Here is a 26,385-nt window from a genome sequence, read left to right on the forward strand (position 1 = left end):
AAAATCCTTATAATTGAGCACAATTTTTATCTAATTTTAAGTGGATGACCATGAGTCGCGCCATATCGCATATTGATACCTTCCAAGGCTTAATTCTTGCCTTACAAAACTACTGGGCTGAACAAGGCTGCGTCATTCTTCAACCATACGATATGGAAATGGGTGCAGGTACATTCCACACTGCAACTTTCCTACGTGCTTTAGGCCCTGAAACTTGGAACGCGGCTTATGTTCAGCCTTCTCGTCGTCCTAAAGATGGCCGTTATGGTGAGAACCCTAACCGTCTACAACACTACTACCAATTCCAAGTCGTGTTGAAGCCAAACCCAGACAACATCCAACAGTTGTACTTAGATTCTCTAAAAGCGATTGGTATTGATACCCTTGTTCACGACATTCGCTTCGTAGAAGACAACTGGGAATCTCCAACACTTGGCGCATGGGGCTTAGGTTGGGAAGTGTGGTTAAACGGTATGGAAGTGACTCAGTTCACTTACTTCCAGCAAGTCGGTGGTGTTGAATGCTACCCAGTGACTGGCGAAATCACTTACGGTCTTGAGCGTCTTGCAATGTACCTTCAAGGCGTAGATTCAGTTTACGACTTGGTTTGGACGAAAGGTCAATTTGGTACTGTGACTTACGGCGACGTATTCCACCAAAACGAAGTTGAACAATCAACTTACAACTTTGAATATGCCAACGTTGAAAAAATGTTTGAGCTATTTGATTTCTACGAAGCTGAAGCAACTCGCTTGATGGAAGCTGAACTTCCACTTCCTGCATATGAACAAGTGATTAAAGCATCACATAGCTTTAACTTGCTCGACGCGCGCGGTGCAATTTCGGTGACTGAACGTCAACGTTATATTTTACGTGTACGTACTTTGGCACGTGCGATTGCACAAAGTTATGTGGCTGCACGTGCGAAGCTGGGCTTCCCAATGGCAGAACCGGCTTTACGTGATGAAGTATTAGCTCAACTTAAAGCACAAGTTGAAGCGGAAGCAAAAGTTGAATCTAAGGAGAGCAAATAATGTCTAAACATACAGTATTGTTCGAATTAGGCTGTGAAGAACTTCCACCAAAAAGCTTAAAAAAATTACGTGATGCACTTCAAGCTGAAACGGTAAAAGGCTTAAATGATGCAGGTCTTGCATTTGATGCGATTGAAGCTTATGCAGCGCCACGTCGCCTCGCATTGAAAATTGTCAATGTAGACGGTGCACAAGCAGACACACAAAAACGTTTTGATGGCCCTGCGAAACAAGCAGCGTTTGATGCTGAAGGCAAACCAACTAAAGCGCTTGAAGGCTTTATGCGTGGTCAAGGCATCACTGTTGATCAAGTATCGACTTTCCAAGCGGGTAAAGTTGAAAAAGTTTGCTACTTAAAAGATGTAAAAGGTCAAAGCCTTGATGTGCTTTTACCGCAAATTTTACAACACGCTTTAGATAACCTCCCTATCGCAAAACGCATGCGTTCTGCGGCAAGCCGTACTGAGTTTGTACGTCCTGTAAAATGGGTTGTGTTGTTGAAAGACAACGATGTCATTGATGCAACCATTCAAGATCACCAAGCGGGCAACGTGACTTATGGTCACCGTTTCCATGCACCTGAAGCGATTACCTTAGCCAATGCTGATGCTTACCTAGATGCACTTCGCGCAGCAAAAGTGATTGCGAGCTTTGAAGAACGTCAAGCGATCATCGACCAACAAGTGAAAGCTTTGGCTGATGAAGTCAATGCGATTGCGATTGTCCCTAGCGACCTTCGTGACGAAGTAACTGCTTTGGTTGAATGGCCTGTTGCGCTTCGTGCAAGCTTCGAAGAACGTTTCCTTGCTGTGCCGCAAGAAGCATTGATTACTACAATGCAGGACAACCAAAAGTACTTCTGCTTGGTAAATAGCGATAACAAACTTCAACCTTACTTCATTACGGTGTCAAACATTGAGTCTAAAGACCCGACACAAATTATTGAAGGTAACGAAAAAGTTGTTCGTCCACGTTTGTCGGATGCTGAATTTTTCTTCTTACAAGACCAAAAACAACCGCTTGCTTCTCGTAAAGAGAAACTTGCGAACATGGTATTCCAAGCAGAACTTGGCACACTATGGAACAAGTCTGAACGTATTGCAAAATTGGCAGTGGCTTTGTCTGCAATCACAGGTGCAAACCCAACGGATGCTGAAAAAGCTGCGCTTCTTGCTAAATGTGACTTAACTTCTGAGTTAGTGGGTGAGTTCCCAGAACTTCAAGGTATTGCAGGTACTTACTATGCACGTATTGAAGGTGAAAATGATGAAGTTGCTGAGTCTTTAGGTGAGCAATACTTGCCTAAGTTCGCGGGTGATGTGTTACCAAAAACCAAGACAGGTACAACGCTTGCTCTTGCAGACCGTTTAGATACGCTCACAGGTATTTTTGGTATTGGTCAGGCGCCTACGGGTTCTAAAGACCCGTTTGCACTTCGTCGTTCTGCCATTGGTATTTTGCGTCTAGTGACTGAAAACGAGCTTGATGTTTCAATTGAAGCTTTGATCAAACTTGCTTTAGCGGCGTATGGCGATGTATTGAAAGATCACGATAAGACTTTAGCTGATGCTGTTGCATTCCTTGAAGGTCGTTACCGTGCGAAATACGAAGACCAAGGCGTTGCAGTTGATGTGATTCAAGCTGTTCAAGCACTTTCTCCAAAATCTCCGCTTGATTTTGACAAGCGTGTAAATGCCGTGAATCATTTCCGTGACTTGCCAGAAACTGCTGCGCTTGCTGCTGCCAACAAACGTGTTGCTAACATTCTAGCCAAAGAAGCTGCCCCTGAAGGCGCTGTGGTTGAAGCCAACTTGGTTGAAGATGCTGAAAAAGCATTATTCGCTGAACTTGCGAAAATCACACCTGTGGTTGAGCCGTTATTTGCTGCGAAGGACTACACTGCTGCCCTTTCTGCACTTGCTGCACTTCGTGCGCCAGTCGATGCATTCTTTGACGGTGTAATGGTAATGGCAGATGATGCTGACCTAAAAGCGAACCGTTTACGTATGCTTGCACAGCTTCGTGACTTGTTCACGAAAGTGGCTGATATTTCGGTGTTACAACACTAAGTTTAAGCATTAATAAAAAACCCGCTTTAAAGCGGGTTTTTTTATGCCGTTTGAAATCTAGGTAAAATCCTGTTAGAAATAGCGGGATTTTTTGATAAGAACAATATATGAAAAGTATTACAGTCAATCATCCTTACCGCCCAGATCTCTATCTTTTTATCTTACATGCAGTATTGATGGCATACAGCTTTTACCTTTGGAAGGTTTATCCATACATTCCAACCAAGCCAGATATGGGTGCTTTATTCTTTTTGATTATTTCTGTTTTGGGTGGATTTATTGGAATCGTCATCATTGCTGTGACTTTGCCCAGATTAGACCGCACTGTGCGTTACTTAACGCTTTCAAAATTTGTTTTAAGTTTGGTGTATTGGTTGTCGAGCACAACCATTTTCGTTTTATTTGGCAGTACTAAATTTATATTCAATAATCCCCTTGTACTATTTGTCTTCGTTTTTCTATTTTTTAGCAGCCTGTATTTTTCAATTATTCGCGTTGCAGACATGCGTAAGAAAGACTGGCTGATTTTGGGCGGGATATTGGGTGGAGTAGTATTATTGTTCTTTTTGCCAAAACTTTAATCGCTAAATAACCCAGCTAAATCTTCATGAATTGTTTAAGATAATGTACTAATAATTCAATGAGACCGTTTGAAATACTAGATAAATCACTTCTTAATACATCAATGTGAAAAAGATCTTCTGTTGCACTCAATATCTCGTTTTAAATAAAGACGAATAAGACTTGAGCAAATAAATCTCGGCATGCTAAAAATAACTCAAACTAAATAAAATGAAATACCTATGATGAATGAAAAATTACTTAGCTTTGGATTATTGATTCTATCTATTTCTTCTGCAAATGCTGGAACTGAAATGACTCATTCTCGAATCATCATTTCTTCACCCGATACCGTTGCAAGTTATGATTGCGCGGGACGCTCAGTGAATATTCCTGCTCCAGATAGCCGTATTACTCTAAAAGGCAGTTGCCCGATGATTACGGTTGCAGGTCCAAATACAACGGTCTATGTAGAATCAGTCAATAAAATCAATATTTATGGGCCAAATTCGAAAGTGTATTATCAAAAAAGCACCCATCCATCACGCCAAGTCAGCATCAATGCCGTTGGTCCAGGAAGTGCAGCCTATAAACGTTAAATATTAAGTGAATGAAGTTGAATTTAGGATTAAGACTTAAATCTATAGCCAATAATTCACCAATTCCCTATACTCAACCTTAACAACACTCAACAAGAAAGAAACTTATGAAATTGAAAGCATTCATTTTGACTGGTCTTGCGGGTCTAACACTTTCTGCATGTACATCTGCACCAACAATTCCGCAACTTGAAACAGGTGTATTACAAGAAGTTCAAAACATTGATGTCTATCCAGATACCACGGATAACAAAGCAAAACTGACTAAATTTGTAGATAAATGCGTGATTGAATTTACAGGCAATTTAGAAGAAGCAAAATCGGTTGAACAATGGTCATTTAAAGGCTTAACCCTGATTTCAGGTGGTACAGCAACCTTTGCCAAAGATGGTACAAGTTCAGCGCACAATTTTGATTTAAATGCGGCGGATGTACAAAAGAACTTCCTTGCATTACGCGGTCATTTTGCTAAAGATGCGCTTACACAATGTGAATAAATAATAAAAACCATATCTCCAAAATGGAGGTATGGTTTCATTTTTCCTTGAATCTTGAACAATAATTCGTTCAAATCCATAATTTTTAATCATGAAAATCGTAACTAGCACCACACCACAGCAACGCGTAAAACACATATAAGCCACTGTATTTTCATAAAATTACAATACTGCATTAACTTAACCAAGTTTCCACACTTCAAACTTCCGCGTATCTGAGCTGTTATTGCATTGTGTGACTTATCGCACAAAACCACTTTTTGCTTTTTTTTACTCTTAAGATGTCCTCTGCTCCAAAAGCGCTAATGCTGAGTGCAACAGCAGAGTTCAATAAAAGAGGATTATTTAAAAGATGAAACCTTTATTTAAAACAACGCTGATAACTGCAGCCCTATTTGCAACCACACCACTATTTGCCAATACAACAGCATCAGTGGAAGCTAGAGTAGATGCACAACAACCGAGTGTTCTACAAAATTTAAAACAAGACATTAATCAATCTGCACATAAAGCAGGTGATAAAATTGAAAAAGGCGTCGATAAGACCAAAACATTCACTCAAGAAAAATGGCAAGACACCAAAGAATTTAGTGCAGACAAGAAGCAAGATGCCAAAGACAAATGGGCTGAACTAAAACAGTCTAAAGATGAGAAAGCCGAAGCATCTAAAGCTGAAATTGATGCCAAAAATGAACAAAACAAAGCCAAGCTAGATGAACGAAAAGCACAGCTTGATGAAAAAGCAGCAAAAGACAAAGCAAAACTGGATGAGCGTAAAGCCAAAGTTGACAATAAAGTAGATCAAACCAAAAGTTATTTAGGTGAAAAAGCGGATCAAAGTCGTCAATTTGCAAGTGAGAAATGGCAGCAAACTAAGGATAATTTCCAAAAAGGTCAACAAGCCAATGTCAGTGGTGGCAGCAATGTTCAGCTGAATACGCCTGTCGCTCAAGCAGAAGTTCATAGCTCACATGAAGCCTCTATTGGTGCGCATAAATAAGCATCTTTAGGCTTTCAAAATACTCTCCCTCCAGAGAGGAGGCTCACTTTCGCGTGAGCCTTTTTTATGCTGAAATGCTCCATACACCGTTCTTGTTTAAAGCTGTATTGATTTTGCTACCTTGGCTTTTTTCTATTCCGTTTTTTCTATAATGCGTTAAAACCATTCATCAGTTAGAAAATCTATAAAATTCAGAGGTGAAGCCATAATGGATTTATTGAAAACGACTTTATGCCTTAGCCTAGCGCTGGCTGCACCCAGTTTATGGGCTCAGGTAGATGCAAATACACAACAAGGTACGCAAAGCGACACTAAAAAATTGGTCACACCTTATGGTGACAACCCAAACCTATTACATGTATGGGCTTATAAAGCACAAGAAGGTGTGGTTGGCGCAGCTAAAAATATTGGTGAAATGACTGAACGTGGCATTTCAAAAATCAAGCCGTCAGTTGACCAAGCATGGGACAACACCAAAACAGCGACCAATAATACAGTGCAGCAAGTTGATCAAGGCGCACAGCACGTCACTCAAAACGTAAATGAAAAACTTAAAGATACACGTGAAGCCATTACTGGAAAAAGCAGTCAGCCTGCACCTATTACGCAGCAATCTTTAAGTGAGTCATCTTCTGGCAGTCAAATCAATACCACGCCAAGCAACAATGCGGGACAAAATAGTAATCAATATCCGCAAAGTAGCTATCCATCAAGTTCTACTTCAACGACCTATCCAGTTACAGATTTATAATTTTTAGTCCTCTATTTTAAAGCTCAACTTTGGTTGGGCTTTTTTAAAGCCCAAATACAATCGTTTTGGTATTTGGCAATCTGCCTATAAAAACAATGATGTAATGAGAAAAAAATGCGAATTTTATTTGGTATGTTGCTAGGTATTCTACTCTGCGTTGGGTCTGTGATTGGCTTACAACGTTTTCCACAATTGCTAAAAAGTTATCCACAGTTGCAAGCTATTTTTCCACAATTGTATAACTCTCACCAATATAACCATGATGCCGAAGGTAAATTATTACAAACCTTAGAAATGCTAGATGACGAAGAATACAAATCGACTGAAGGCAATGAAGTGACACTGTATCAACTCGACGATCAATGCAAAATAAACCTTTATGTTTTTGGTGAATCCTATCAGAGCCTAACAAGTTATTATTTTCACAAAGGTCAGATTTTACGTGCCTATGAAACATATCTGACTTATCCAAACGGTGGCTTTTACGCTGAACCCAATACTAAAGAGCCTTTTAAACTTGAAAAAAGTTATTTACGAATCATGATGCCAAACAATATCGAGACTGAACTTGAATTTAAACAAATCAAAAATCATTTCAATGCTAAATTTTTGAAAAATTGCTAGAAGCTTCCTTTACATATTCTCTAAGATCTACCTAGCGAATAGGTGAATTTCATCAACTCAAATTTAGCTATTAAATTAAGCATTAAGGAGCAGGTTTGAGATATCGCCTACGTACAAACGATGCTGTACAGATTTGAATAAGCATCAACAGGCAAAATGGATAGTCAACCCAGACTGATAAATGATCAATATGAGCAACCAATCCAAAGACAGAAAAATAGACCTGTCCCACAATAATAGGTACTACAACAAGCCATAGTCCCCAATACCAATAGCGATTTAAAAAATCAATAAGTACTAAGACGAAATGCGCAATAAAAAATACCGAAACCAGCACAACTTGTAAGGTCGGCATAAATTTATGAACTTCAAAATCGGGGTTCTGGAATAAATAATTTTCACTGATATTTAGTACATAACTGTACCATACCCAAGAGATGCATGCGGTAAAGAGAATCAGCATGCAAAATAATCTTAAACTTTTTTTATTGGCAAGATCGACCTGCATAGACATCCCTATTTATATAGAGCTTTGTTCAAAAATAAGGTTCCTTAAACTCGTTTTAATTCACCTGCCGAATGACCATCCCCGCTTTAAAGGCCTCTACATTTTCCACCAATTGCTGCACAATGCGTTGTCTTGCATCGACGCTGCCCCAGGCACTGTGTGGAGTAATGATTAAATTCGGAATGCTCGCATCTAACAGTACATTACCATCTTTGGGTGGTTCTACTGTCAGTACATCGGTCGCTGCACCAGCAATCTCCCCAGCTTTTAAAGCATCTGCCAAAGCGGCCTCATTCACGACACCACCACGCGCACAGTTAATTAGAAAGGCTGAGGACTTCATTTTTTCAAGTTCTTCACGGCCAATTAAATCACGCGTTTCATCGCTTAATGGGCAGTGTAATGACAGAAAATCAACCTGTGGTAACAGCTCAGCAAAAGGAATTCTTTTCTCACGTGCAGGACGGTTTGGTAAAGCTGCAATTTTAACTTGCATGCCGAAGGCCTCAGCGAGCTTTGCAACGGCCTGACCTAACTCACCATAACCGACTATGCCTAAAGTTTTGCCAGAAAGTTCCATAATTGGGTAATCCATCAAGCAAAACTGCGTGGATTTATTCCATTCACCCGTACGTACTGCACGGTCATATTTCAGTAAAGATGTTGCCAAATTCAACATCAGCATGATGGTATGTTGTGCTACTGCGGCAGTGCCATATCCCTGACAATTACACACCACAATGTCTTGCTCACGTGCAAATTCAAGATCCACATTATTGGTGCCTGTTGCAGAGATCAAAATAACTTTAAGCTGTGGATTGTGCTGCATGTGCTCGGCATTGATCTGTACTTTATTGGTGATAATCACCTCAGCATCAGCAATACGTTCTGCGACTTCAATCGGTGAAGTTGCAGGATAAACAGTCCATTGATCAAACTGTGCTGCTAGGGCACGAAAATCCAAATCATTTTTATCCAATGATTGATAATCTAGAAATACTGCTTTCATGCCCGCTCCTTGTTTGCTGCACTTTTCTCGTTTTAGATCTGTCATTATTAAACCCTGCTCATGCCATTATTTCAATGACTCGCAGTCCGTACAGATATTAAAAAACTCGCTATTTCGCGGGTTTATCAAGATGATGTCGGAGTGAATTTCTTATTTTCAGCACCACATAAATGGTTAAAATGGCTAAGACCATCATGCCACTGCTAAAGATTAAAATGGTTGAACTAAAACCCTGTGCATACACTGGATTTGTCACCAGTGACGCAATGAACAATACAGCAAGCATCTGTGCAGATTGCATACTGATACCCCTCATATTCCTTATGATGAATGGGATGGTATGACTAATTTTTATACCACCTTTCATTCATCATAATCCCTTATAAAAAATAAGCAATAGGGGCTTTTTGATCAAAAGTTTAAATTTGACTGTCTTCCAGCTCAGTCACAAACTGGCATTGTGATCCAGATTGTTCAGTAAATACAGCTTGCCCATACTCATCACTGCTGAGTAAAAGCTGTTTATAGTTCACCGTGTAGTAACCTGCATATTTCTGCATGAGTACAGGATGCATCCCTGAGGGCAAATCCTCCTGTGCAGAAATTAACTTCATGACCTGACGATCATTCATGACCACCATGTAGCGTTCATCTTGTAAATAAACATAAACCAAACCCGTGCCTTTGGCTTGCAGTGGAATCAAAAATTTATGATTCAGCTCAATCACACCTGCGGCATAACATTCTATTTTTTGACTAATGACATTAAATACCAGGCCATGCGCATATTGATCCAACAGTAAGCTACGGCTTTCCTGTGGCATAAAAGTGTTAATCCCGAGTTTATTTAAATCCTGCTCACTTACCTGTTTATTATTAAATAAGGCACGCAACAAAGTCTGCTTTTGTTTAGCATCAAAAAACTGCGGATCGAGCTGAAAATGGTTATTTTTTAGAATTTGACCTAAGGCAATACGATGGCGCGAAAGTAAATTTTCAATCACTTTACGATAATAAAATTTACTATTCTTTTTCACTTTACGCATTTTTTGATAAAAATACTGCGCATCAAAAGTGTGACGTAAAAAGTCATTCAGTAGCTCGGAACTGGCAAGTACAGCAATTGCATCATGTCCGGTAAATGGTAAATGCAGCACATGTACATGCGGAATCAGTGCCTGCAATTTTTCAAAATGTGCACGATCTTCAGGACAGTATGGGTCATAGACCACAATATATTCACGCTCATTCGAAACATCGTCGGCTTGAATCCGCATATTGGCATTTAAGCTCGGCTGAAAGAACATGCCATAGCGCGTATCAACAATATCTTCAGGGTCAATCGAATACTGCGGCACCATACTGACCACACGCTGAAAATCAAATAATTTCGCGTATTTAATGGCCGCATAGCCGCCCATCGAGCCACCATAAGCAATACGAACTGTAAACTGCTCAAGGATGTGCTGAATTTCGGCAAACATGTTCTGCATAGATGCTGCTGGAAACCATGACTTTTGCTTTGGCATGACACCAATGACATTAAAATCATACTTTTGTAATGACTTTTCAGCATTGATACTTAGCCCTTTAGCACGGGTAATCAAATCACCAAATGAAAAGATCAGTTCACTGGAACTTCCAGGTTGAAAGATCACCCGAATTTGTTCATCTTCAAATATGATCTGCTTCTCTACGAGGGTTTGCTCAGTTCCTTGTTGCGTCACGCGGTTCCTTCCTGTCAGTTTCAAAGTTGTCATGCTGCGAATATGCTATTTTATAGAGGCCATACAGATAAAAAAGTGCAGAATATGACACAATCACTACATCCTGCCGCACAACAGGGCTTCAGTTCAGCAGCTGAACTGTATCAACAGGCTCGCCCTGACTATCCAGCGGCTATAACGCCATGGCTTCAACAACATTTAAATCTGTCTGAGCATGCGCGTTTACTCGACTTAGGCGCAGGGACTGGAAAATTCCTGAATTATATCAAACCACTCAACCAACACATCACCGCCGTCGAACCTGTGGCTGAAATGTTAGCTGAATTGCAAAAAAAACATCCACATATCGAAACCCTCGCTGCACGCAGCGATAATATTCCCCTCAATAATCATAGCATCCACGCAGTTTTTTGTGCCCAATCTTTTCATTGGTTTGCTAACCGCGAAACCTTACATGAAATTGCGCGTGTACTAAAGCCAGAAGGCTATTTAGTACTAATCTGGAATCAACGAGATATCAGCGTTGATTGGGTCAATGCGTTGGCCAATATCGTCAATGCACTTGAAGGAGATACACCACGTTATCATAGTGGTGAATGGCGAAAAGCCTTTGAACAACAGACGACTTTTCAATTGAGCGCTGAAACCACATTTAAACAACCGCATCAAGGTACAGTCGAACAAGTAGTTTCAAATCGTTTACTTTCGACCAGTTTTATTGCTGCCCTCCCAAGCGCAGAGCAACAACGCTTAAAGCAACAATTTGAACAAATCGTTGAACAATACACGGAAAAAAGTGCTCATGATGATATTGTTTTCCCTTATATCACTCATGTCTATGTCTTTAAAAAAATAAGTTAATCCTCAAGGAAATCATATTATGTCGAATCTGCCGTTAAAAAAACTCGCACTGATCATGTTATTGAGTAGTACATTCGGATTAACTGCTTGTCAAAAAACTTCAGAAAATGAACAGCAAAATGCTGACATTTCTGCGGATGATCAAATTATGCAAGAGCTCAACGCTGATCCAGTGAAAGTCTTTGCCAAAACGCCAGATGATAAACATGACATTCAGGCGCTGACGGATTTTGATACCCGTTTTACCGCCGTGAGCGATGACATGGAAGATGAGTTAATGCGTATGAAAGATGAAGGCTCATTAACAGCAGAGTTTGCTTTACAGCGTAAACAGGACAACATCCAATCTGCGCTCACCATGCTTAAAGCACTTGATTTAAAAACCGAGCAAGGCCGCTATATTCAGGGTTTGATGTACCAATATTGGGATAATCAAGCGAATCTACTCAAGCAACAGCCCACAGATAAAGCCTCTGAAGGCGTTCCACAAAACAAAAGCATCAAAGGCTTAGGCCAGTTCATTCATGCTCAGGAACAATTAGGCCATTGGCAGGAACAATATCCCGAGCTTAAACATCCTGCTCAAGCTCAATAAATTAAAAGTCTAAAAATGACTTAAATAAAAAGGGTTCCACGTGAACCCTTTTTATTTAGAAATACAACGCAAAAAATTAAGGACGCTCTGCATATTGCGGTAAATCATCATGAATACTGTCCCATTCTGCTTTTGAGCTGACGAATATATGGCAGACTGGTACTTGCTGTATGGGTGTATCCAATGTTCCTATACGTAAGCGATAGTAATCCGGGTTATCGGCTTTAATACTCATAATAGGTGAACCACATTCCCCACAAAAACAACGCTGTGTGGTTGGTGAAGATTGAAACTTTTTCAATACCTGTTCACCCGACACAATTTTGAAATCTGCTTTGGCTATTGGAGCATTGGTTGCATAGGCTGTTCCATTGGCTTTACGACAACGTGAACAGTGACATTCTACAATTTCACCAATGGGCCCATTGATTTCATAACAGACCGCACCACATAAACAGCTGCCCGTATATTGTTGTTCTATGCGCATTATTTTGATGTCATTTGCTTAAGGGAAGCATCAACATAGCACACTGCTCCGACGCATTTGTGACAATTTATGGATGCCTTAGGCAAAACAATTAAACCCAATCCAGTTGAACAATCCTAAACTGAATGAGCTAAATACTGATGTACACCTTGCCCTACGGCACGACCCGTTGCAAAGCATGCCGTAAGTAAATATCCACCTGTGGGCGCATCCCAATCCAACATTTCCCCACAGAGAAATACATGCGGATTGGTCTTTAATTGTAATTGCGTACTTAAAGCATCACGTTTCACACCGCCAGCACAACTAATCGCTTCTTCAATTGGTCGAAAACCTGTTAGCGCGAGCGTTAAATGCTTAATCTTTTGTGCCAAAGCCATTGGATCATTCCAAAGATTTTTCGGCACCAACTCGCGAACTACAGCTGATTTAGTAGCATCTAAGCCCGCTTTACGCCAGACGTTACTCAACGACTGCTTTTTAGAAGGCTGTAATTTTTTTGCCAGTTGCTCAATACTTTGGTCTGGCAGCAAATCCAGTGACAACTGCATCGGCAGCGCATCTCGGAAGCATTGACGTAGCGCTCGACCTTGCTTATAGATTAAACCACTTTCCAAACCATAATGTGAAATCACAATATCGCCTTGGGTCGCGGCAGCGTCTCCAACCCAAGCATGAACACGCTTTAATGGCTGCCCAAAAACAGGCTGCATAAATGCAGACCATGGATATTCCACACCGGCATTGCTCGCTTGGAATGGCTCAATCTCATCCTTACTTAACCATTTTTGCCACGCACCATCACTACCTAATTGCGACCATGACACGGCGCCACAAGCCATCACAATCGCATCAAATTTTTCAGTCTGTACTGCATGACCTTCAAGTAAATTTTGAATGCGTAGTTGATTATTCTGCAAGTCTAAAATTTGATGACGATAATGAAATTTAATACCCTGTGCGGTCAAGCGCTTCAACCATGCTCTCAGTAAAGGGGCTGCTTTCATCTCAATCGGAAATACGCGACCCGATGAACCAATGTAGGTTTCAATCCCCAGACTTTTCATCCAGCTTTGAATCCACTGCGCATCCCATTGTTTCACCCATGGACTGAGCCAATCGACTTGATCATAACGCTGCACAAATTGTTCTATAGGTTCGGCATGGGAAATATTTAACCCCGTTTTACCTGCCATGAGAAATTTACGCGCCGCTGAAGGCTTTTGCTCATAAACATGTATCTCATAGTCATACTGACTTAAGACTTCAGCCGCCATCAAGCCTGCCGGACCTGCACCAATAATTGCAATACGCTGAGTCATGCCCAATTATTCCGCCTGTTCTTTGACAGGATTTTGTCCCTGTAAAGGCTGAAAATCATCAAAACGTGTTACATAGTCAGCCGGTTTGGTAATGATTAACTGCTGACACAACTCACCACGTTCCAAATACTTAATTTCAAAATGCGTGCGTGCTGAAGTGGCTGCAATTTTTTCCTTAACGAATGGCAGTTTCCATACATCAATCAATTGCTGCTGCGCTTCTTCAATATATTCAGGAATATTACTCGCCAAGGTAATTTGACCACCCGGCTGCAAACGTGACAATAAAAACTCAAAGAATGGCATATTTAACCAACGCTGTGCAGGATTATGCGGTTCTGGATTCGGGTACAGAATAAAAAAATGTTGTACTTGGGCAGGATGCAAGGCATGCACCACCCAAGGAATCGCATCTGCATGTACAGGGCTAAGATTTTGCTGCCCTTCAATTTGATGCTGTTTTTGCATCGCCACAAATTTTTCACGGGTGCGCTCTACTGCTATTAACTGAAACTCAGGATGTTGTGCAGTGAATAATAAGGCGTGCTTTCCTTTGCCTGCACCAATTTCCACACAAATTGGAGTTGGCTGAATGGATTGAAAATCACGGGGAGCATGCATACGCTGCGCTTGAAATTGACGAATAGGCATAAACAGATCAAACTAAACAGAACCGCATAAGTCTAACAACTGCGACTGTTTTTGCCTAATTGAATCATCCATTTTCGCTGGAGTTGCCCCATGCCAACCACCATGAACTGCCCTCGTTGTGGCAAACTCACCACATGGGAAGACAATGAATACCGCCCATTCTGCTCAGATCGCTGCAAATTGATTGATCTTGGTGCTTGGGCCAATGACGAATATCGCCTGCCAACCCAAGATGCGCCTCAAGCTGATGGTGGCCGTGAGGAAGATCAGTTCTAAATATGCTTAGATCAGATTTAAATGTGAAAAATATCCAAGAAAAAGGTCTACCGCAGTAGACCTTTTTTATTTTATCGAATCCAGTTAAAGCATATTGGTTAACCAGCTTTACCCGCAACAAAAGGATTGTGCTGCTTTTCATAACCAATGGTACTCATTGGCCCATGCCCAGAAATAAACTGAGTATCGTCAGGTAAACTAAAGCATTCGCGTTGAATCGAGTCTAACAACTGCTGATGATTGCCACGCGGAAAGTCAGTACGGCCGATAGAACCTTTAAATAACACATCACCCGTCCATAACACACCATATTTAGCGTTATAGAACATGACGTGGCCTGGGGTATGCCCTGGTGCAAAACGCACTTCAAACTCTTCTTCGCCCAACTTCAGTGTTTCGCCACCTTCTAACCACTGGGTCACATTGACATTTTCAGGAATCGGAAAGCCATATTTGGCTGATACGTCTTGAATCATGTCGAGCCAAAAAGCATCCTCTTTGTGTGGACCAATCACAGGGACATTCCACGCTTCGGTTAATGCACCCACTGCACCTGCATGATCTAAATGCCCATGCGTCAGCCACAATGCTTTTACTGTTAAGCCCAAAGCCTCAACTTCCGCTATCAGCTTTTCAGCTTCCCCACCCGCATCAATTAAAATGGCTTCTTTGGTTTCGGAATCCCAAACAATGGAACAGTTTTGTTGAAATGCCGTGACGGGAACGATTTTAACTTGCAACATAGGGCGACAACCTCAAGGCGTTAATGGGCTAATGTTTGCTTTAAGGCATCAAGATTAGCTTGAAGTAACAAATTGAGCAATCCAACATGATCCTCACGTGAGTTCAATGCAGGGATATAACCATAATGGCCACCACCCGCATTTTGGAAAATTTCTGCATTTTGCAATGCGAGTTCTTCTAAGGTCTCTAAACAATCTGCTGAAAATGCGGGGCTCATCACTTGAACCGATTGGATACCTTGTTGCCCCCATGCTTCTAAGGTGGCATCGGTATAAGGCTTCACCCACTCTTGCTTACCAAAACGCGATTGGAAACTAATCTCATACTGTTCAGCAGTTAAACCCAAAGCTTGTGCAACCAAATGACCCGTCACACGGCAACGATCTGCATAGGGATCACCCTTATCGGCATAAGGCTGTGGAATACCGTGGAATGACATCAATAATTTATCTGGTACACCATGTTCAGCTTGATAATCACGCACACTTTGCGCCAAGGCATGTATAAACACAGGATGCTGGTAATAATCACGAATAATGCTCAGACCCGGCAAATTACGCTGCTGTGGAATCCATTTAGCAATGGCATCGTATAAAGGTGCCGTAGATGTTGCTGAATACTGTGGAAACAACGGAAATAATAGAATATGGTCTTGAGGCTGCTCAGCCAATTGCGCTAAAGCGGCAGAAATCCCTGGATTACCATAAGTCATGGCCGGAATCACATTCAGTTCAAATTCTGGATATTTTGCTGTGAGATGCTGTTTTACTGCGGCAACTTGCTCAAATAAAATTTCACGCATGGGCGAATCATTACCCCAAACCATGTCATAAGCATGTGCAACACGTTTAGGGCGAAATGGCAAAATAAACAAACGTAGAATGATTTGCCAAATCGGTTTCGGGATTTCAATCACCCGCTGATCCGACAAAAACTGTTGCAGAAAACGACGCACTGCGGGCACAGTTGGCGCATCAGGCGTACCTAGATTCGCCAGAATAATGGTGACTTTAGCTTTCTCGGCAGGCAACATTACGCTTTTTCCATCAATTTGAATGACGCTAATGTAGCAGCTTTTTATCTATTTAATAAAATAGATTAATATGCAGATTTAAATTGAAAAACTCGATCATTATCTAGCAAATTACTTTCTAACAATTTTTGACCTTTACTGGTCACTTGCCACAACATCCGCTGACGGTCATCTCGGCCATTGGGCACAATCCAGTCATTCTGCCGCATCTGGCTTTTAATGCTGTGTAAAGCGCGAATATTCACTTGTGCCCGCGCAACCGCATGTGCACGTGGCATCTCAATACGTGCATCATCCAAACCTGTTTCATTCAAAAACTCATTCATACGTTTAGAGAAGAATTCTTCAGGGGTTGGATTAACAAAGGTTGCGCCTAAAATCGACAAAAGCTGCGCCCACGTCATTTTCTTCTGTACTTTTAATTCTTTGAAATTACCATCTTGATAAGCGTGCATGCGGTATTCAAATGAAAATAGTTCATGCATCGACACTTTTGGTAAAGATAAGAACGGATCAACTTCGCGTTTTCCAGACTCTGTTTCGAGTTGAACTAACTGGGCTTTTAAACGATCAATTTCATCATGTAAAGCTTGAGTATTCTGTGGGCGTACCCAACCTGTAACAGGATAGCGTTCTAGCATTTGTGGCATGTTCAATCGAACTGCCATTTCTAAATCACGCAAACTACGATAGGTAAAAACTTGATCGACTTCATTTTGTAATAGTTTTCTAAATTCTTTAAATTTTTCACGAAGTTCAGGTTTAGCATCATGTAACGCATCATCACGTGAATCTGGATCATCATGCATAAACACAATGACAGGTTTTTGCTTGGTCACCGCATAGATGTATTCAAGGTGCATATAGCCCACACCAGACACAGACTGCTCACCGTATTGACTGCCCAATAAAATCATCACATAGTCACAATCGTCAATTTGACGACGTGCAAAAGCAGTGCTCAATGGTGTGCGTTGTTCTAGCCCCCATGAGAAAAACCCCATTCCCACAAGCGTCTGAGCCAAAATAATCCGTTCTGGCTGCATTTCGCTACCAGATGTGGAAATGAATACTTGATAACGCTTATCGAGCATTAGTGATCCTCTCCCGCTGCATAACGCACTCAGCATCGAATTGATCTTAGCTGGAAAATGCGACATGACTACCCCAATATAAAACTAATTTTTTCATTTAACGTTGTCCAAAATGACTGATTTAGTCTTCTGAACTTATAAGTCCGATGTTGGCAATGTTCCAAGAAATATCATCTTGAATCAGGCGCGCCACAACCGGTTTTAAATTTTCCGCATTATTGCCACTGACATAGCATTCTATACGCAAACAATTTTCTCGTTTCTGATCAAATAATAACTCATTTTTAATCAAAATTCGGGCTGTTTGTCGTGCAACTGCAAAACCTGAGTCAATTAATGTCAGCTTCTGACCAAAAATATACTGAATTGCCGATTTTAGGAAGGGGTAATGTGTACATCCAAGCACTAAAAAATCTGCACCTTGATTTACAACTGGCTGTAAAACCTCAGTTAATGTGTTAAGACAAGCCTCACTCATCTGCGCGCCTGCTTCTACAAAGGGTACTAATTCCAAACTGGTAACAGTCAGAACATTGACCCCTGCCGGCTCAGCAAAACGATGCATCACATCTTTAATCAACTTTCCACGAAATGTCGCAGGTGTTGCAAGAACAGCCACTGTTTTACTTTTTGTTTGCAGAACGGCAGGCTTTAACGCAGGAACTAAACCAATAATGGGGAAGTTCTCCCCATAATGTTCACGCAAATAATCCAAACTAAAAGCAGATGCCGTGTTACATGCCACGACAGCGACTTTACAGCCTTGGCGGTATAACCACTCTATGGCATGTGCAGTCAACTCACGTATATTTTGATCATCACGTGGCCCATAGGGTACATGTGCAGTATCGGCATAATACACAATACGTTCATTCGGCAAATAACGCGCAATTTCCAAGGCCACAGATAAGCCACCAATCCCCGAATCAAATAAACCGATCGGTGCATCTGCGCCAGCTTTCGGCATGGGTACATCCAGTGGGTAAATGGGGTGAATGGCGGTCATAGGATCACTTATATGTTGTTCAGAATGACAAGGTGGAAAGCTTAAACCTCAGGTGCCTAATTGCAAGCTCAAATCACCACTTTGTAACACTAAAATGGATTCACCTTTTTCATTTTCAAGCAGTTCACCCATCTCAACCAAATGAAAGAATGCGGCACGCTGGATCAGTGCATTAATTCCAAAACGCACATGTACATAAGGGCGCAATTCACCTTGATATTCACGCATAAAAATAGGATGTTCATCATCCACAACAACCACATCTTGTGTCGTGGTCGTAAACTGGATATAGCGCTTATTTTCTAGCTCAAGCATATCGACTTGATTAACAAATAAAGGCTCATCTTCTACCTGTATTTCAATCTGCTCGACTGGGGTCTTTAAATAGAACTTGCTGTCTTCTTTCCATAGTACTGTCGAAAACAAGTCAATAAGCGCTTGGCGTTTGATCAATTGACCATCGTGCCACCATTCTCCATTGGCTAAAACCTTCAGATCCATTGCACCACAATGCTTTGGATGCCATTGATCTAATGGTGGGATTGACCTTTTGTGACCGGACTGTCCATCTTTTAAGTATTGTGCAATGTTCATTAAATTTCTATCATCCCTATTAATGACTTTTTTCGTCGGGTTTCCGATCAATTGCTGCTTCATCCGCCTAATAAATACCTTAGTGACGGAAAAATAATATGATTCAGCCAATTGGCTAGAACTCGGTTTAAAACTATACTAGCCCACAATATTCAAGACACGATAGAAAAATTGTGTCTGGGCATTAAGAACACTCATGGCAGCACCATTTAAATGAGTTAAATGGATGCCACCTTCCGAAATATGAGGAGTCCTACATGGAACACATCGAACGTGAATCGATGGAGTTTGACGTAGTTATCGTCGGTGCAGGTCCTGCCGGCCTATCTGCTGCGATTAAAATTCGTCAACTTGCAATTGAAAATAACCTAAACGATCTGTCCGTTTGTGTCGTGGAAAAGGGCTCCGAAGTTGGTGCGCACATTCTATCCGGTGCTGTGCTAGAACCTCGCGCAATGAATGAATTGTTCCCAGACTGGAAAGAACAAGGTGCGCCTTTAAATGTGCCTGTAACTGAAGATAAAACCTTCTTCTTATTATCTGATGAAAAATCACAAGAAGCACCGCATTGGATGGTACCAAAAACCATGCATAACGATGGTAACTATGTTATTTCGTTAGGTAACGTGGTTCGCTGGTTAGGTGCTAAAGCTGAAGAATTAGAAGTGTCTATTTTCCCAGGCTTTGCAGCGTCTGAAATTCTTTACCATGAAGACGGGACTGTGAAAGGTATTCAGACTGGCGACATGGGTATTGGTAAAGATGGCGAACCAACGCACAACTTTACCCCTGGCTATGAACTTCATGCGAAATACACATTATTTGCTGAAGGCTGTCGTGGTCACTTGGGTAAACGTCTGATTGCTCAGTTCAACTTAGATAAAGATGCTGATCCGCAACATTACGGTATTGGTATTAAAGAACTTTGGGAAATCGACCCTGCTAAACACAAGCCAGGTCTGGTGATGCACGGTGCAGGTTGGCCTTTAAGTGAAACAGGTTCTTCAGGCGGTTGGTGGTTATACCACGCTGAAAACAACCAAGTGACGTTGGGTATGATCGTTGACTTATCATATACCAATCCACACATGTATCCATTTATGGAAATGCAGCGTTGGAAAACACATCCACTAATCAAGCAATATCTTGAGGGTGGTAAACGTATTTCTTATGGTGCACGTGCGGTTGTAAAAGGTGGCTTCAACTCTTTACCTAAATTCACTTTCCCAGGTGGCAGCTTAATTGGTGATGACGCAGGCTTCCTAAACTTTGCGAAAATCAAAGGCTCTCATACAGCGATGAAATCAGGCATGCTCTGTGGTGAAGCTGTATTTGAAGCGATTGCTGCGGGTGTGGAAAAAGGCGGCGACCTTGCCATTGCACGTGTGACTGAAGGTGAAGACTTCTTCGCTAAAGAGTTAACTGCGTACACAGACAAGTTCAACAACAGTTGGTTGAAAGAAGAGTTATATAACTCTCGTAACTTCGGCCCTGCTATGCATAAGTTTGGTCAATGGATGGGTGGTGCGTTCAACTTTGTTGATCAAAACATCTTTAAAGTACCATTTACACTACATGACTTACAGCCCGACTTCAGCGCTTTAAAAACTGTCGATGCTGCGAACTTCAAACCGAATTATCCAAAACCAGATGGTAAAATTACATTTGACCGTTTGTCTTCAGTATTCGTATCGAACACCGTACATGAAGAAAACCAACCTGCTCACTTGAAACTGACAGATGCTTCTATTCCTGTAAATGTGAACTTACCAAAATGGGATGAGCCTGCTCAACGCTATTGCCCTGCTGGTGTTTATGAAATTATGGAAGAGAATGACGGTTCTAAGCGTTTCCAAATTAACGCGGCCAACTGTGTACACTGTAAAACGTGTGACATCAAAGATCCTTCTCAAAACATTACTTGGGTAACACCTGAGGGTGGCGGTGGTCCTAATTACCCTAATATGTAATTAGTACCCGAACATGTAATCTCTTTTGAGATAAAAATAAACCCGCACTCAGCGGGTTTATTTTTTAATATACGATCACATTCTTTAAATAAATATTATTACAAAAAAACTAATCCCTATAAAAAATGCATTTCATAAGTAGTTTATTTAAAATAATTATCAATGTGTCATTTTATATCCACTAGATTTAGATATTTTATAAATAATTAAAAGAAATAATTCCACTAAGCTTAAATACAAATTTAAATTTCATCTATGTAGTAATATATTCTTTTAGATCCTTCAATTTTATAATAATTAATTTTAATTTCTCTAGGATTTTCCATATTACAAAGCTTACTTACAACTTCATCTCCTCCACCGTACATTGTAATTACCTTATTTTCAATCAGAAAATTAAACGATGTAGGCTCTTGATGATTTCGATGAATTTTTTCCAACTTATATTTTAAGGTCAGATCTTTTATCTTAGAAAAATCAGTACTATTAAATGGAAAAAATCCCCTATTATACCCCCTAAAAAATCGCTTGTTTATTTTTTTCGTATAAATATGCTATTTTTTCTTCTTCAGCATATACAGGCGAGCTAATGAGCATCATAAAAACCAGTATATTCTTTTTCATTTTAAAAGCCTGCTTTCTCTAATTTTAGTAACTCTATATTGATCATACTGAACAGTATCACATTGAAAATATGCATTATCAGGATCAAGGGAGCTTATGAGACCATCAAGTTTTAGCAATCACAGTATAATTTATACTAACCTAAAATATTGCAGTTCAATCAAATATTACACCTATATTTCAGTATTATTTTTTTAAAACAAGTAATTTAATTTCACCAAAAATTTAAAATTATAGCTTTAAACCCCAATATCTTTATTTAATAAACTTATTAGTCTATAGAATATTGAGTTTGCTTGAGACAACAAACCCGCTTAGGCGGGTTAATTTTAAATTATTATAAAAAAATCAACTACCTTCGTATTTCAAACGCTTGAAAGTTATTAGGATGCTTCTGTTTTCTATATTGTTCAGATTTCACAATAAATATAACATCAAACAATCCATCATAAGAATATATATACCTATAATTACTTAATCTTGAGTCAAAATCAATTTTCTTAAACTTTAAAGAACTATTATTTTCAAAAAAAGTGTCATTAAAATTTGGGATAAATTTAGTATAAAATACATTTTTACTATGTAATTTAACAACACTCCATTCAGAATCACCAACACTTTTAATTAAATTAACTTGCAAGTCTGGAAAGTTCGGAATATTAAAATATACTCCTTGCTGCTTCTTAAAGTTATTATTTTTGTGGGCTAAAATTTCTAACTTACCAAGCATTAAATCTGATTTATTAAAATCTCCATTTTTTACACAAAAAATAATTCTTTCAATTAATAATTGGTAATTAATATTATTTTTTGAAATAAATTCATTATTCATATTCAATCCATTTATCCCATTTATCAACTTATCATTAACACTATTATTTGCATAACAGCCGAAAAAACTAGTACTTACCCATACGATTACTAGTAAAAAAATACGCATTCCATATCCCTTACAAGTATGATTTGAAATTAATTTTCGTAATAGCCATTCTCAAACAAAGGATCAAGTTGACCATTTTCCAACTTCCACGATGATACACTGAAATCATGCTCACCATCAGCATCAAATAAATCGACACCTTTACCATCCTCGGGATATTCAGGATAAATGTAAGCATTATCTCCATATTTTTTATAAAATTGACTACACCACATATATGGATTTACCACCCTAAAAGGGGGAATTTTTCCATCAATTTCAATGTATCCTTTTCCATTTGGCAAGTCATCAATGACATCATCTAAAATATCTTCTGCTTCTTCAGCACAGGTATCATTCAAAATTACATTATAAGGTTTTCCTTTAAGCACTGCCGCTTCAACTTTTGCTACTTTTTGTTTAATTTTATGAAATTTTTTTTCCGTGATATTTATTTTAAATATTTGAACAACTTCATATATTAAATAAGAAGTTGTACTTGGCCTTTTATTTACGTATCCATTTGCATAAATTTTTTCATTTCCGTCTATCTCTTCTTCACCTTTTTTATATTCTATATCCCCCAACTCTTCTGTTGGGCCAAAACTAAAAAAGGCCTCCACAACATTATTTTTGGTTATGTAAAAGAAAGCATGACCATAATCACTACCCTCCCCTTGCAAAATTTGAACTTTTTCAACTTTATTTTTTAAAATACCTACTTTGCGTTCAACAAAAGCTGTTTCTGCTAAATTTGCTTCAAATCCAACCAACAAAGAATAATTATCAATTTTAATTTCAGTTTCAGGCTTTCCTTCTTGTGTATCAACCATTTGACTCATTCAATTATTATCCTTTAAAAAATCTTCAGCATCCTGACCAACCAAAATTCTTAATTTTTCCTTCTGCTGAGTAAAAATACGTTTTGTCATTGCGTTAATGTCACTTATTCCAGCCAAGTATTCTCCATTTGGTTTTACAATCACATATTTTTCATTTGGCATTATTTTTTGAGTATGATCTATGACCTTAATTTGTTGACTGAAGCTTTTCAGTTCATTTGGCAAGGTTGTAATTGGAACATTTACTTGTTGAGGCCCCGCAAACTTATGCTGCCCAGCCTTCACCTCAAACTTACCAGCGGTAGTAGGCAATACACCCGCACTACTAATTTCAATCTGGCTACCACCAGCGGTCAGCACGATTTTTTTGCTTGCTTTTATTTCAACTTTATCTTCTGTGGAAATAATTTGAATACCCTTTCGTGCAATCAAATCTGCCCCATCACCTTGAGCTTGGATTTCAACTTTGCCTTTGCCTGCGTACGCACGTAATCCTTCTTGTGCCGCAAATAGACTGATCTTGCTTTGTGCATGGGCAATTAATGATTTTTGACTGCTGAGGTTGATGCTCTCGCCTGCACTTTGGCTGATCTGCCCATCTGCTGAAAGATGAATATCTTCCTGACTACTCACAGCAATTGAGTTTGGTGCAGATAAAATCATTAAGGCTTGTTTAAAGGCATCGGCTTTTTCTTTACTTCCTTTTTCGATTTGTCCAAGGAAGTTTTTTAAATTATCTAAGACTTCAAGTGGGTCAGTTTGTTGATTTTTCGCCACTTCACTTAAGGCTTTGCTACTGTTTAAGTTGGCTTCAATCTGTTCTTTCGCAGTTTGAGCATCGAGGTGCATTGCCGCTGCTTGTTGTTGTGGGTGTGTACTGACAAGTAGCCCTTGTCCTGCACGCACTGCGCCCCATTGATCCGTTCTTAGTTCAAAGCCTTCGCCTCGTCCTTCACTTTCTGCAGTTTCTTTCGGATGACTGAGGTTACCGAGGTTGAGCTGAGTTGCACCATGGGTGCTTTGTAATTGTGTCGAGATTTGTCCAGTCGTGTCATCAAAGCGTAGTTGTCCATAGCCTTCACCTTGGACTTCCTTACTTTTTATTCCAGCCAGTTTTTTGGTATCTGGCAGTTTACCTTTACTATCAAATTGCGTCGGACTGCGCTGTGCTTCATGTATCCGTCCCACCACAAATGGTCGGTCAATATTACCGTCAAAGAAATCGATGACCACGATTTCATTAATACGCGGTAAGAAGCGTGCGCCATAGCCTTCACCGGCCCATGGGGTAAGCACATCTACCCATGCAGAATCCGTATCATTGTCATTGCTGCCTGCACCGCCATCATGGCTGTGGTCATCACCACGGGTAAATAAGAAGCGAACTTTAATTCGCCCCCATTCATCGACATGGATTTCTTCACCACTTGGCCCAACCACTTTGGCGCGTTGCGGATGGGTACTTGGACGGTGTTCGAGTGGGTTATATGCAGGAACCGTAGGAATATTACGTCGTTGCAGAATTAAGTTATTGGCTTGCCGTTCTGCCTGTTCATGGATCGGTTTAATCTTCCACTGGCTTTGTTCAATCAGTTGATTGACTTGTTCGGTGAGGTCTTTGGGTAAGTTATTTTGGTTATAGAATTTCTTTTCGGTAATTAGAAACTCTTTATCTGCGCCAGTGTGTTGATCAATTTCTGGGTGTTCATTCAGTTCAAACCAATAGCCAACTTGAACATCACGCACGGTCGATTGTGCAGCGAATTGCTTGGACTGTAATTCGTTATAGCGTGTTAAGTTCTGATTCAGTTTTTCAATTTGGCTGTTGGATGCTTTAGTCGCTTGATCCTCACCTTTTAAGTCTTGCATCCATGCGGGGCTGACATGCCATGCTTGTTCAAGACTTAAACTGGCATTGTCATGGCTTTGACTATGCTGATGTTTGCTTTGGACTGAACCAGCACCTTCTTCTTGACTAAGCCCATCAGCTTGCCAGCGTTGCACATGCACCGCAGTCGGTTGAATACTCCGTTCACTGATCAAGCTGGTAATGCTGTCTTGTTTTTCTGTGGCACTAGAGCGATGAAAGCGGATACTACGACGGCTGAGTGCTTGAAATTGGCTATTGTCATCGATCAGGCGAAGTTTTTGTTTTTCAATTGGGGCTGAGGAATGTGGCACTTTCAGCTGCGCTTCATCAATTAACCAGTTGATACCTTCACTGCGCCATAGCCGCGTTAAAAAATCATAGTCTGTTTCATTCGACTGCATAATGAATGGTCGAACATCATAGTTCTCACTTAAACCGCTTAGATCAAGCGTTAGACTTGCTGCGAAAAGCGGGCTTTTGCTTTGCCATTCTTTAAACAGAGTCTCACTGACATCACGCACCGATTTGTTCATAAACACACGGCTGTTGCGGCGTTTATGCCATAGCGACGTTGCATCTTCTAAAGTAAGTTTATATAGCGTGAGTGAACCGTCACTCTGCCCTTGGGTGGCTTCAGTAATAATACCCGTGGTACGAAAGAGTTCGCCTTGATCGGTCACTTGATCAACTGCGACTTGTGCGCCAATAAATTGTTTTAATGGAATAAGGGCATTGGTGGATAGGCAAATCAAAGTCGCTTGCACGCCTTGATTCAATACATGCTCCCCATCAATACGTTGAATAAAAATCTCTGCGTTCAAAGCAGGATTGGAAAATTGAACATGAATAGCGCGTTTTTGGGCAGATAGGCCAAATTGTTCTAATACAGCAAGTATATTGCTTAACATAATTAAAATTCTAAATTGTAATAATACGAAATAATTAGATCATTATTTTAATCAAAAAATAGACTTTATTTAATCATAGGAAACATCAAAGATGTTTAGATATGTAAAACGAAGTCTCAAGCATGTTACAAAAAATTCAAAAACTCATTAGAAAAACTACACAAATAAGATAATGAATTTAACTCCCCTAAATAACACATAAAAAATAAT

The 26,385-nt window shown here is 40.1% G+C and carries 27 protein-coding genes; 12 read left to right on the forward strand and 15 right to left on the reverse strand.

Going from position 1 to position 26,385, the window contains the following annotated elements:
- Window positions 1–50 precede the first annotated feature (50 nt).
- From glyQ to A9J31_RS08325, 8 genes are all read left to right on the forward strand, one after another.
- Entirely contained in the window at window positions 51–1,034 is a 984-nt protein-coding gene (gene glyQ, locus A9J31_RS08290) for a glycine--tRNA ligase subunit alpha (protein ID WP_067666981.1), read from the forward strand.
- The gene (gene glyS, locus A9J31_RS08295) at window positions 1,034–3,103 is read left to right on the forward strand and encodes a glycine--tRNA ligase subunit beta (RefSeq protein ID WP_067763983.1); all 2,070 of its coding nucleotides are present in this window, start codon (window positions 1,034–1,036) and stop codon (window positions 3,101–3,103) included. The genes glyQ and glyS overlap by 1 nt, the downstream gene beginning before the upstream one ends.
- A 107-nt stretch (window positions 3,104–3,210) precedes the next feature.
- A complete protein-coding gene (locus A9J31_RS08300; RefSeq protein ID WP_067763985.1) occupies window positions 3,211–3,684 on the forward strand; it encodes a hypothetical protein in 474 nt (157 codons plus the stop codon).
- Between the two features lie 222 nt (window positions 3,685–3,906).
- Window positions 3,907–4,263: a DUF3060 domain-containing protein gene (locus A9J31_RS08305; RefSeq protein WP_081410296.1), complete on the forward strand. Its 357-nt coding sequence runs from the start codon at window positions 3,907–3,909 to the stop codon at window positions 4,261–4,263.
- Between the two features lie 107 nt (window positions 4,264–4,370).
- Complete coding sequence (locus tag A9J31_RS08310; protein ID WP_067763990.1) at window positions 4,371–4,760, forward strand: hypothetical protein; 390 nt, start codon at window positions 4,371–4,373, stop codon at window positions 4,758–4,760.
- A gap of 352 nt (window positions 4,761–5,112) precedes the next feature.
- Window positions 5,113–5,760 (forward strand): hypothetical protein, encoded by a 648-nt coding sequence (locus A9J31_RS08315; RefSeq protein WP_067763994.1) that lies wholly within the window; start codon window positions 5,113–5,115, stop codon window positions 5,758–5,760.
- Window positions 5,761–5,968: 208 nt separating this feature from the next.
- On the forward strand, window positions 5,969–6,511 hold the full coding sequence (locus A9J31_RS08320) for a hypothetical protein (RefSeq protein ID WP_067763997.1): 543 nt from the start codon (window positions 5,969–5,971) through the stop codon (window positions 6,509–6,511).
- A 114-nt stretch (window positions 6,512–6,625) separates the two neighbouring features.
- Window positions 6,626–7,135 carry a hypothetical protein gene (locus A9J31_RS08325; RefSeq protein ID WP_067764000.1) on the forward strand — a complete coding sequence of 170 codons (510 nt, stop codon included), beginning with the start codon at window positions 6,626–6,628 and terminating at the stop codon, window positions 7,133–7,135.
- Window positions 7,136–7,217: 82 nt separating this feature from the next.
- Here A9J31_RS08325 and A9J31_RS08330 read toward each other — a convergent pair whose 3' ends face one another.
- The 4 genes from A9J31_RS08330 to A9J31_RS08345 all read right to left on the reverse strand — a co-directional run bounded on the left by A9J31_RS08330 (window position 7,218) and on the right by A9J31_RS08345 (window position 10,379).
- The gene (locus A9J31_RS08330) at window positions 7,218–7,643 is read right to left on the reverse strand and encodes a hypothetical protein (protein ID WP_067764003.1); all 426 of its coding nucleotides are present in this window, start codon (window positions 7,641–7,643) and stop codon (window positions 7,218–7,220) included.
- 55 nt (window positions 7,644–7,698) lie between these two features.
- Window positions 7,699–8,652 (reverse strand): 2-hydroxyacid dehydrogenase, encoded by a 954-nt coding sequence (locus A9J31_RS08335; RefSeq protein WP_067764006.1) that lies wholly within the window; start codon window positions 8,650–8,652, stop codon window positions 7,699–7,701.
- A 109-nt stretch (window positions 8,653–8,761) separates the two neighbouring features.
- Window positions 8,762–8,953 carry a hypothetical protein gene (locus A9J31_RS08340; protein WP_245668218.1) on the reverse strand — a complete coding sequence of 64 codons (192 nt, stop codon included), beginning with the start codon at window positions 8,951–8,953 and terminating at the stop codon, window positions 8,762–8,764.
- A 118-nt stretch (window positions 8,954–9,071) separates the two neighbouring features.
- Window positions 9,072–10,379, reverse strand: a complete 1,308-nt coding sequence (locus A9J31_RS08345) for an alpha/beta fold hydrolase (RefSeq protein ID WP_067764013.1) — start codon at window positions 10,377–10,379, stop codon at window positions 9,072–9,074.
- Window positions 10,380–10,463: 84 nt separating this feature from the next.
- Here A9J31_RS08345 and A9J31_RS08350 point away from each other — a divergent pair, with 84 nt between their 5' ends.
- Both A9J31_RS08350 and A9J31_RS08355 read left to right on the forward strand, forming a co-directional pair.
- Complete coding sequence (locus A9J31_RS08350) at window positions 10,464–11,240, forward strand: class I SAM-dependent methyltransferase (RefSeq protein ID WP_067764015.1); 777 nt, start codon at window positions 10,464–10,466, stop codon at window positions 11,238–11,240.
- Between the two features lie 19 nt (window positions 11,241–11,259).
- The gene (locus A9J31_RS08355; protein WP_067764018.1) at window positions 11,260–11,835 is read left to right on the forward strand and encodes a hypothetical protein; all 576 of its coding nucleotides are present in this window, start codon (window positions 11,260–11,262) and stop codon (window positions 11,833–11,835) included.
- A 76-nt stretch (window positions 11,836–11,911) separates the two neighbouring features.
- Here A9J31_RS08355 and A9J31_RS08360 read toward each other — a convergent pair whose 3' ends face one another.
- The 3 genes from A9J31_RS08360 to A9J31_RS08370 all read right to left on the reverse strand — a co-directional run bounded on the left by A9J31_RS08360 (window position 11,912) and on the right by A9J31_RS08370 (window position 14,301).
- The gene (locus A9J31_RS08360) at window positions 11,912–12,322 is read right to left on the reverse strand and encodes a GFA family protein (protein ID WP_067764024.1); all 411 of its coding nucleotides are present in this window, start codon (window positions 12,320–12,322) and stop codon (window positions 11,912–11,914) included.
- 116 nt (window positions 12,323–12,438) lie between these two features.
- Window positions 12,439–13,644, reverse strand: a complete 1,206-nt coding sequence (locus tag A9J31_RS08365; RefSeq protein WP_067764161.1) for a TIGR03862 family flavoprotein — start codon at window positions 13,642–13,644, stop codon at window positions 12,439–12,441.
- Window positions 13,645–13,650: 6 nt separating this feature from the next.
- Window positions 13,651–14,301 carry a class I SAM-dependent methyltransferase gene (locus A9J31_RS08370; RefSeq protein ID WP_171256687.1) on the reverse strand — a complete coding sequence of 217 codons (651 nt, stop codon included), beginning with the start codon at window positions 14,299–14,301 and terminating at the stop codon, window positions 13,651–13,653.
- An 84-nt stretch (window positions 14,302–14,385) separates the two neighbouring features.
- Here A9J31_RS08370 and A9J31_RS08375 point away from each other — a divergent pair, with 84 nt between their 5' ends.
- The gene (locus tag A9J31_RS08375) at window positions 14,386–14,571 is read left to right on the forward strand and encodes a DNA gyrase inhibitor YacG (RefSeq protein WP_067764029.1); all 186 of its coding nucleotides are present in this window, start codon (window positions 14,386–14,388) and stop codon (window positions 14,569–14,571) included.
- 98 nt (window positions 14,572–14,669) lie between these two features.
- On the opposite strand, the gene A9J31_RS08380 is transcribed toward A9J31_RS08375, so the two are convergent.
- From A9J31_RS08380 to A9J31_RS08400, 5 genes are all read right to left on the reverse strand, one after another.
- On the reverse strand, window positions 14,670–15,314 hold the full coding sequence (locus A9J31_RS08380) for an MBL fold metallo-hydrolase (RefSeq protein WP_067764032.1): 645 nt from the start codon (window positions 15,312–15,314) through the stop codon (window positions 14,670–14,672).
- A gap of 20 nt (window positions 15,315–15,334) precedes the next feature.
- Complete coding sequence (hemH, locus tag A9J31_RS08385) at window positions 15,335–16,348, reverse strand: ferrochelatase (RefSeq protein ID WP_067764035.1); 1,014 nt, start codon at window positions 16,346–16,348, stop codon at window positions 15,335–15,337.
- 65 nt (window positions 16,349–16,413) lie between these two features.
- On the reverse strand, window positions 16,414–17,442 hold the full coding sequence (locus A9J31_RS08390; RefSeq protein ID WP_067764038.1) for a DUF4062 domain-containing protein: 1,029 nt from the start codon (window positions 17,440–17,442) through the stop codon (window positions 16,414–16,416).
- 121 nt (window positions 17,443–17,563) lie between these two features.
- The gene (gene murI / locus A9J31_RS08395) at window positions 17,564–18,448 is read right to left on the reverse strand and encodes a glutamate racemase (RefSeq protein WP_067764041.1); all 885 of its coding nucleotides are present in this window, start codon (window positions 18,446–18,448) and stop codon (window positions 17,564–17,566) included.
- A gap of 48 nt (window positions 18,449–18,496) precedes the next feature.
- The gene (locus A9J31_RS08400; RefSeq protein ID WP_067764044.1) at window positions 18,497–19,105 is read right to left on the reverse strand and encodes a DUF1285 domain-containing protein; all 609 of its coding nucleotides are present in this window, start codon (window positions 19,103–19,105) and stop codon (window positions 18,497–18,499) included.
- A 194-nt stretch (window positions 19,106–19,299) separates the two neighbouring features.
- On the opposite strand from A9J31_RS08400, the gene A9J31_RS08405 reads away from it, so the two are divergent.
- The gene (locus A9J31_RS08405) at window positions 19,300–21,012 is read left to right on the forward strand and encodes an electron transfer flavoprotein-ubiquinone oxidoreductase (protein WP_067764047.1); all 1,713 of its coding nucleotides are present in this window, start codon (window positions 19,300–19,302) and stop codon (window positions 21,010–21,012) included.
- 976 nt (window positions 21,013–21,988) lie between these two features.
- Here A9J31_RS08405 and A9J31_RS08410 read toward each other — a convergent pair.
- From A9J31_RS08410 to A9J31_RS08420, 3 genes are read right to left on the reverse strand one after another with little or no spacing between them, the layout of a single operon-like run.
- Window positions 21,989–22,576: a hypothetical protein gene (locus tag A9J31_RS08410; RefSeq protein WP_067764049.1), complete on the reverse strand. Its 588-nt coding sequence runs from the start codon at window positions 22,574–22,576 to the stop codon at window positions 21,989–21,991.
- Window positions 22,577–22,605: 29 nt separating this feature from the next.
- The gene (locus A9J31_RS08415; RefSeq protein WP_067764051.1) at window positions 22,606–23,397 is read right to left on the reverse strand and encodes a hypothetical protein; all 792 of its coding nucleotides are present in this window, start codon (window positions 23,395–23,397) and stop codon (window positions 22,606–22,608) included.
- A complete protein-coding gene (locus tag A9J31_RS08420; RefSeq protein WP_081410297.1) occupies window positions 23,398–26,175 on the reverse strand; it encodes a type VI secretion system Vgr family protein in 2,778 nt (925 codons plus the stop codon).
- Window positions 26,176–26,385 lie beyond the last annotated feature (210 nt).

Origin of the sequence: Acinetobacter gandensis (assembly GCF_001678755.1) — a bacterium.
GTDB classification, from domain to species: Bacteria; Pseudomonadota; Gammaproteobacteria; order Pseudomonadales; family Moraxellaceae; genus Acinetobacter; species Acinetobacter gandensis.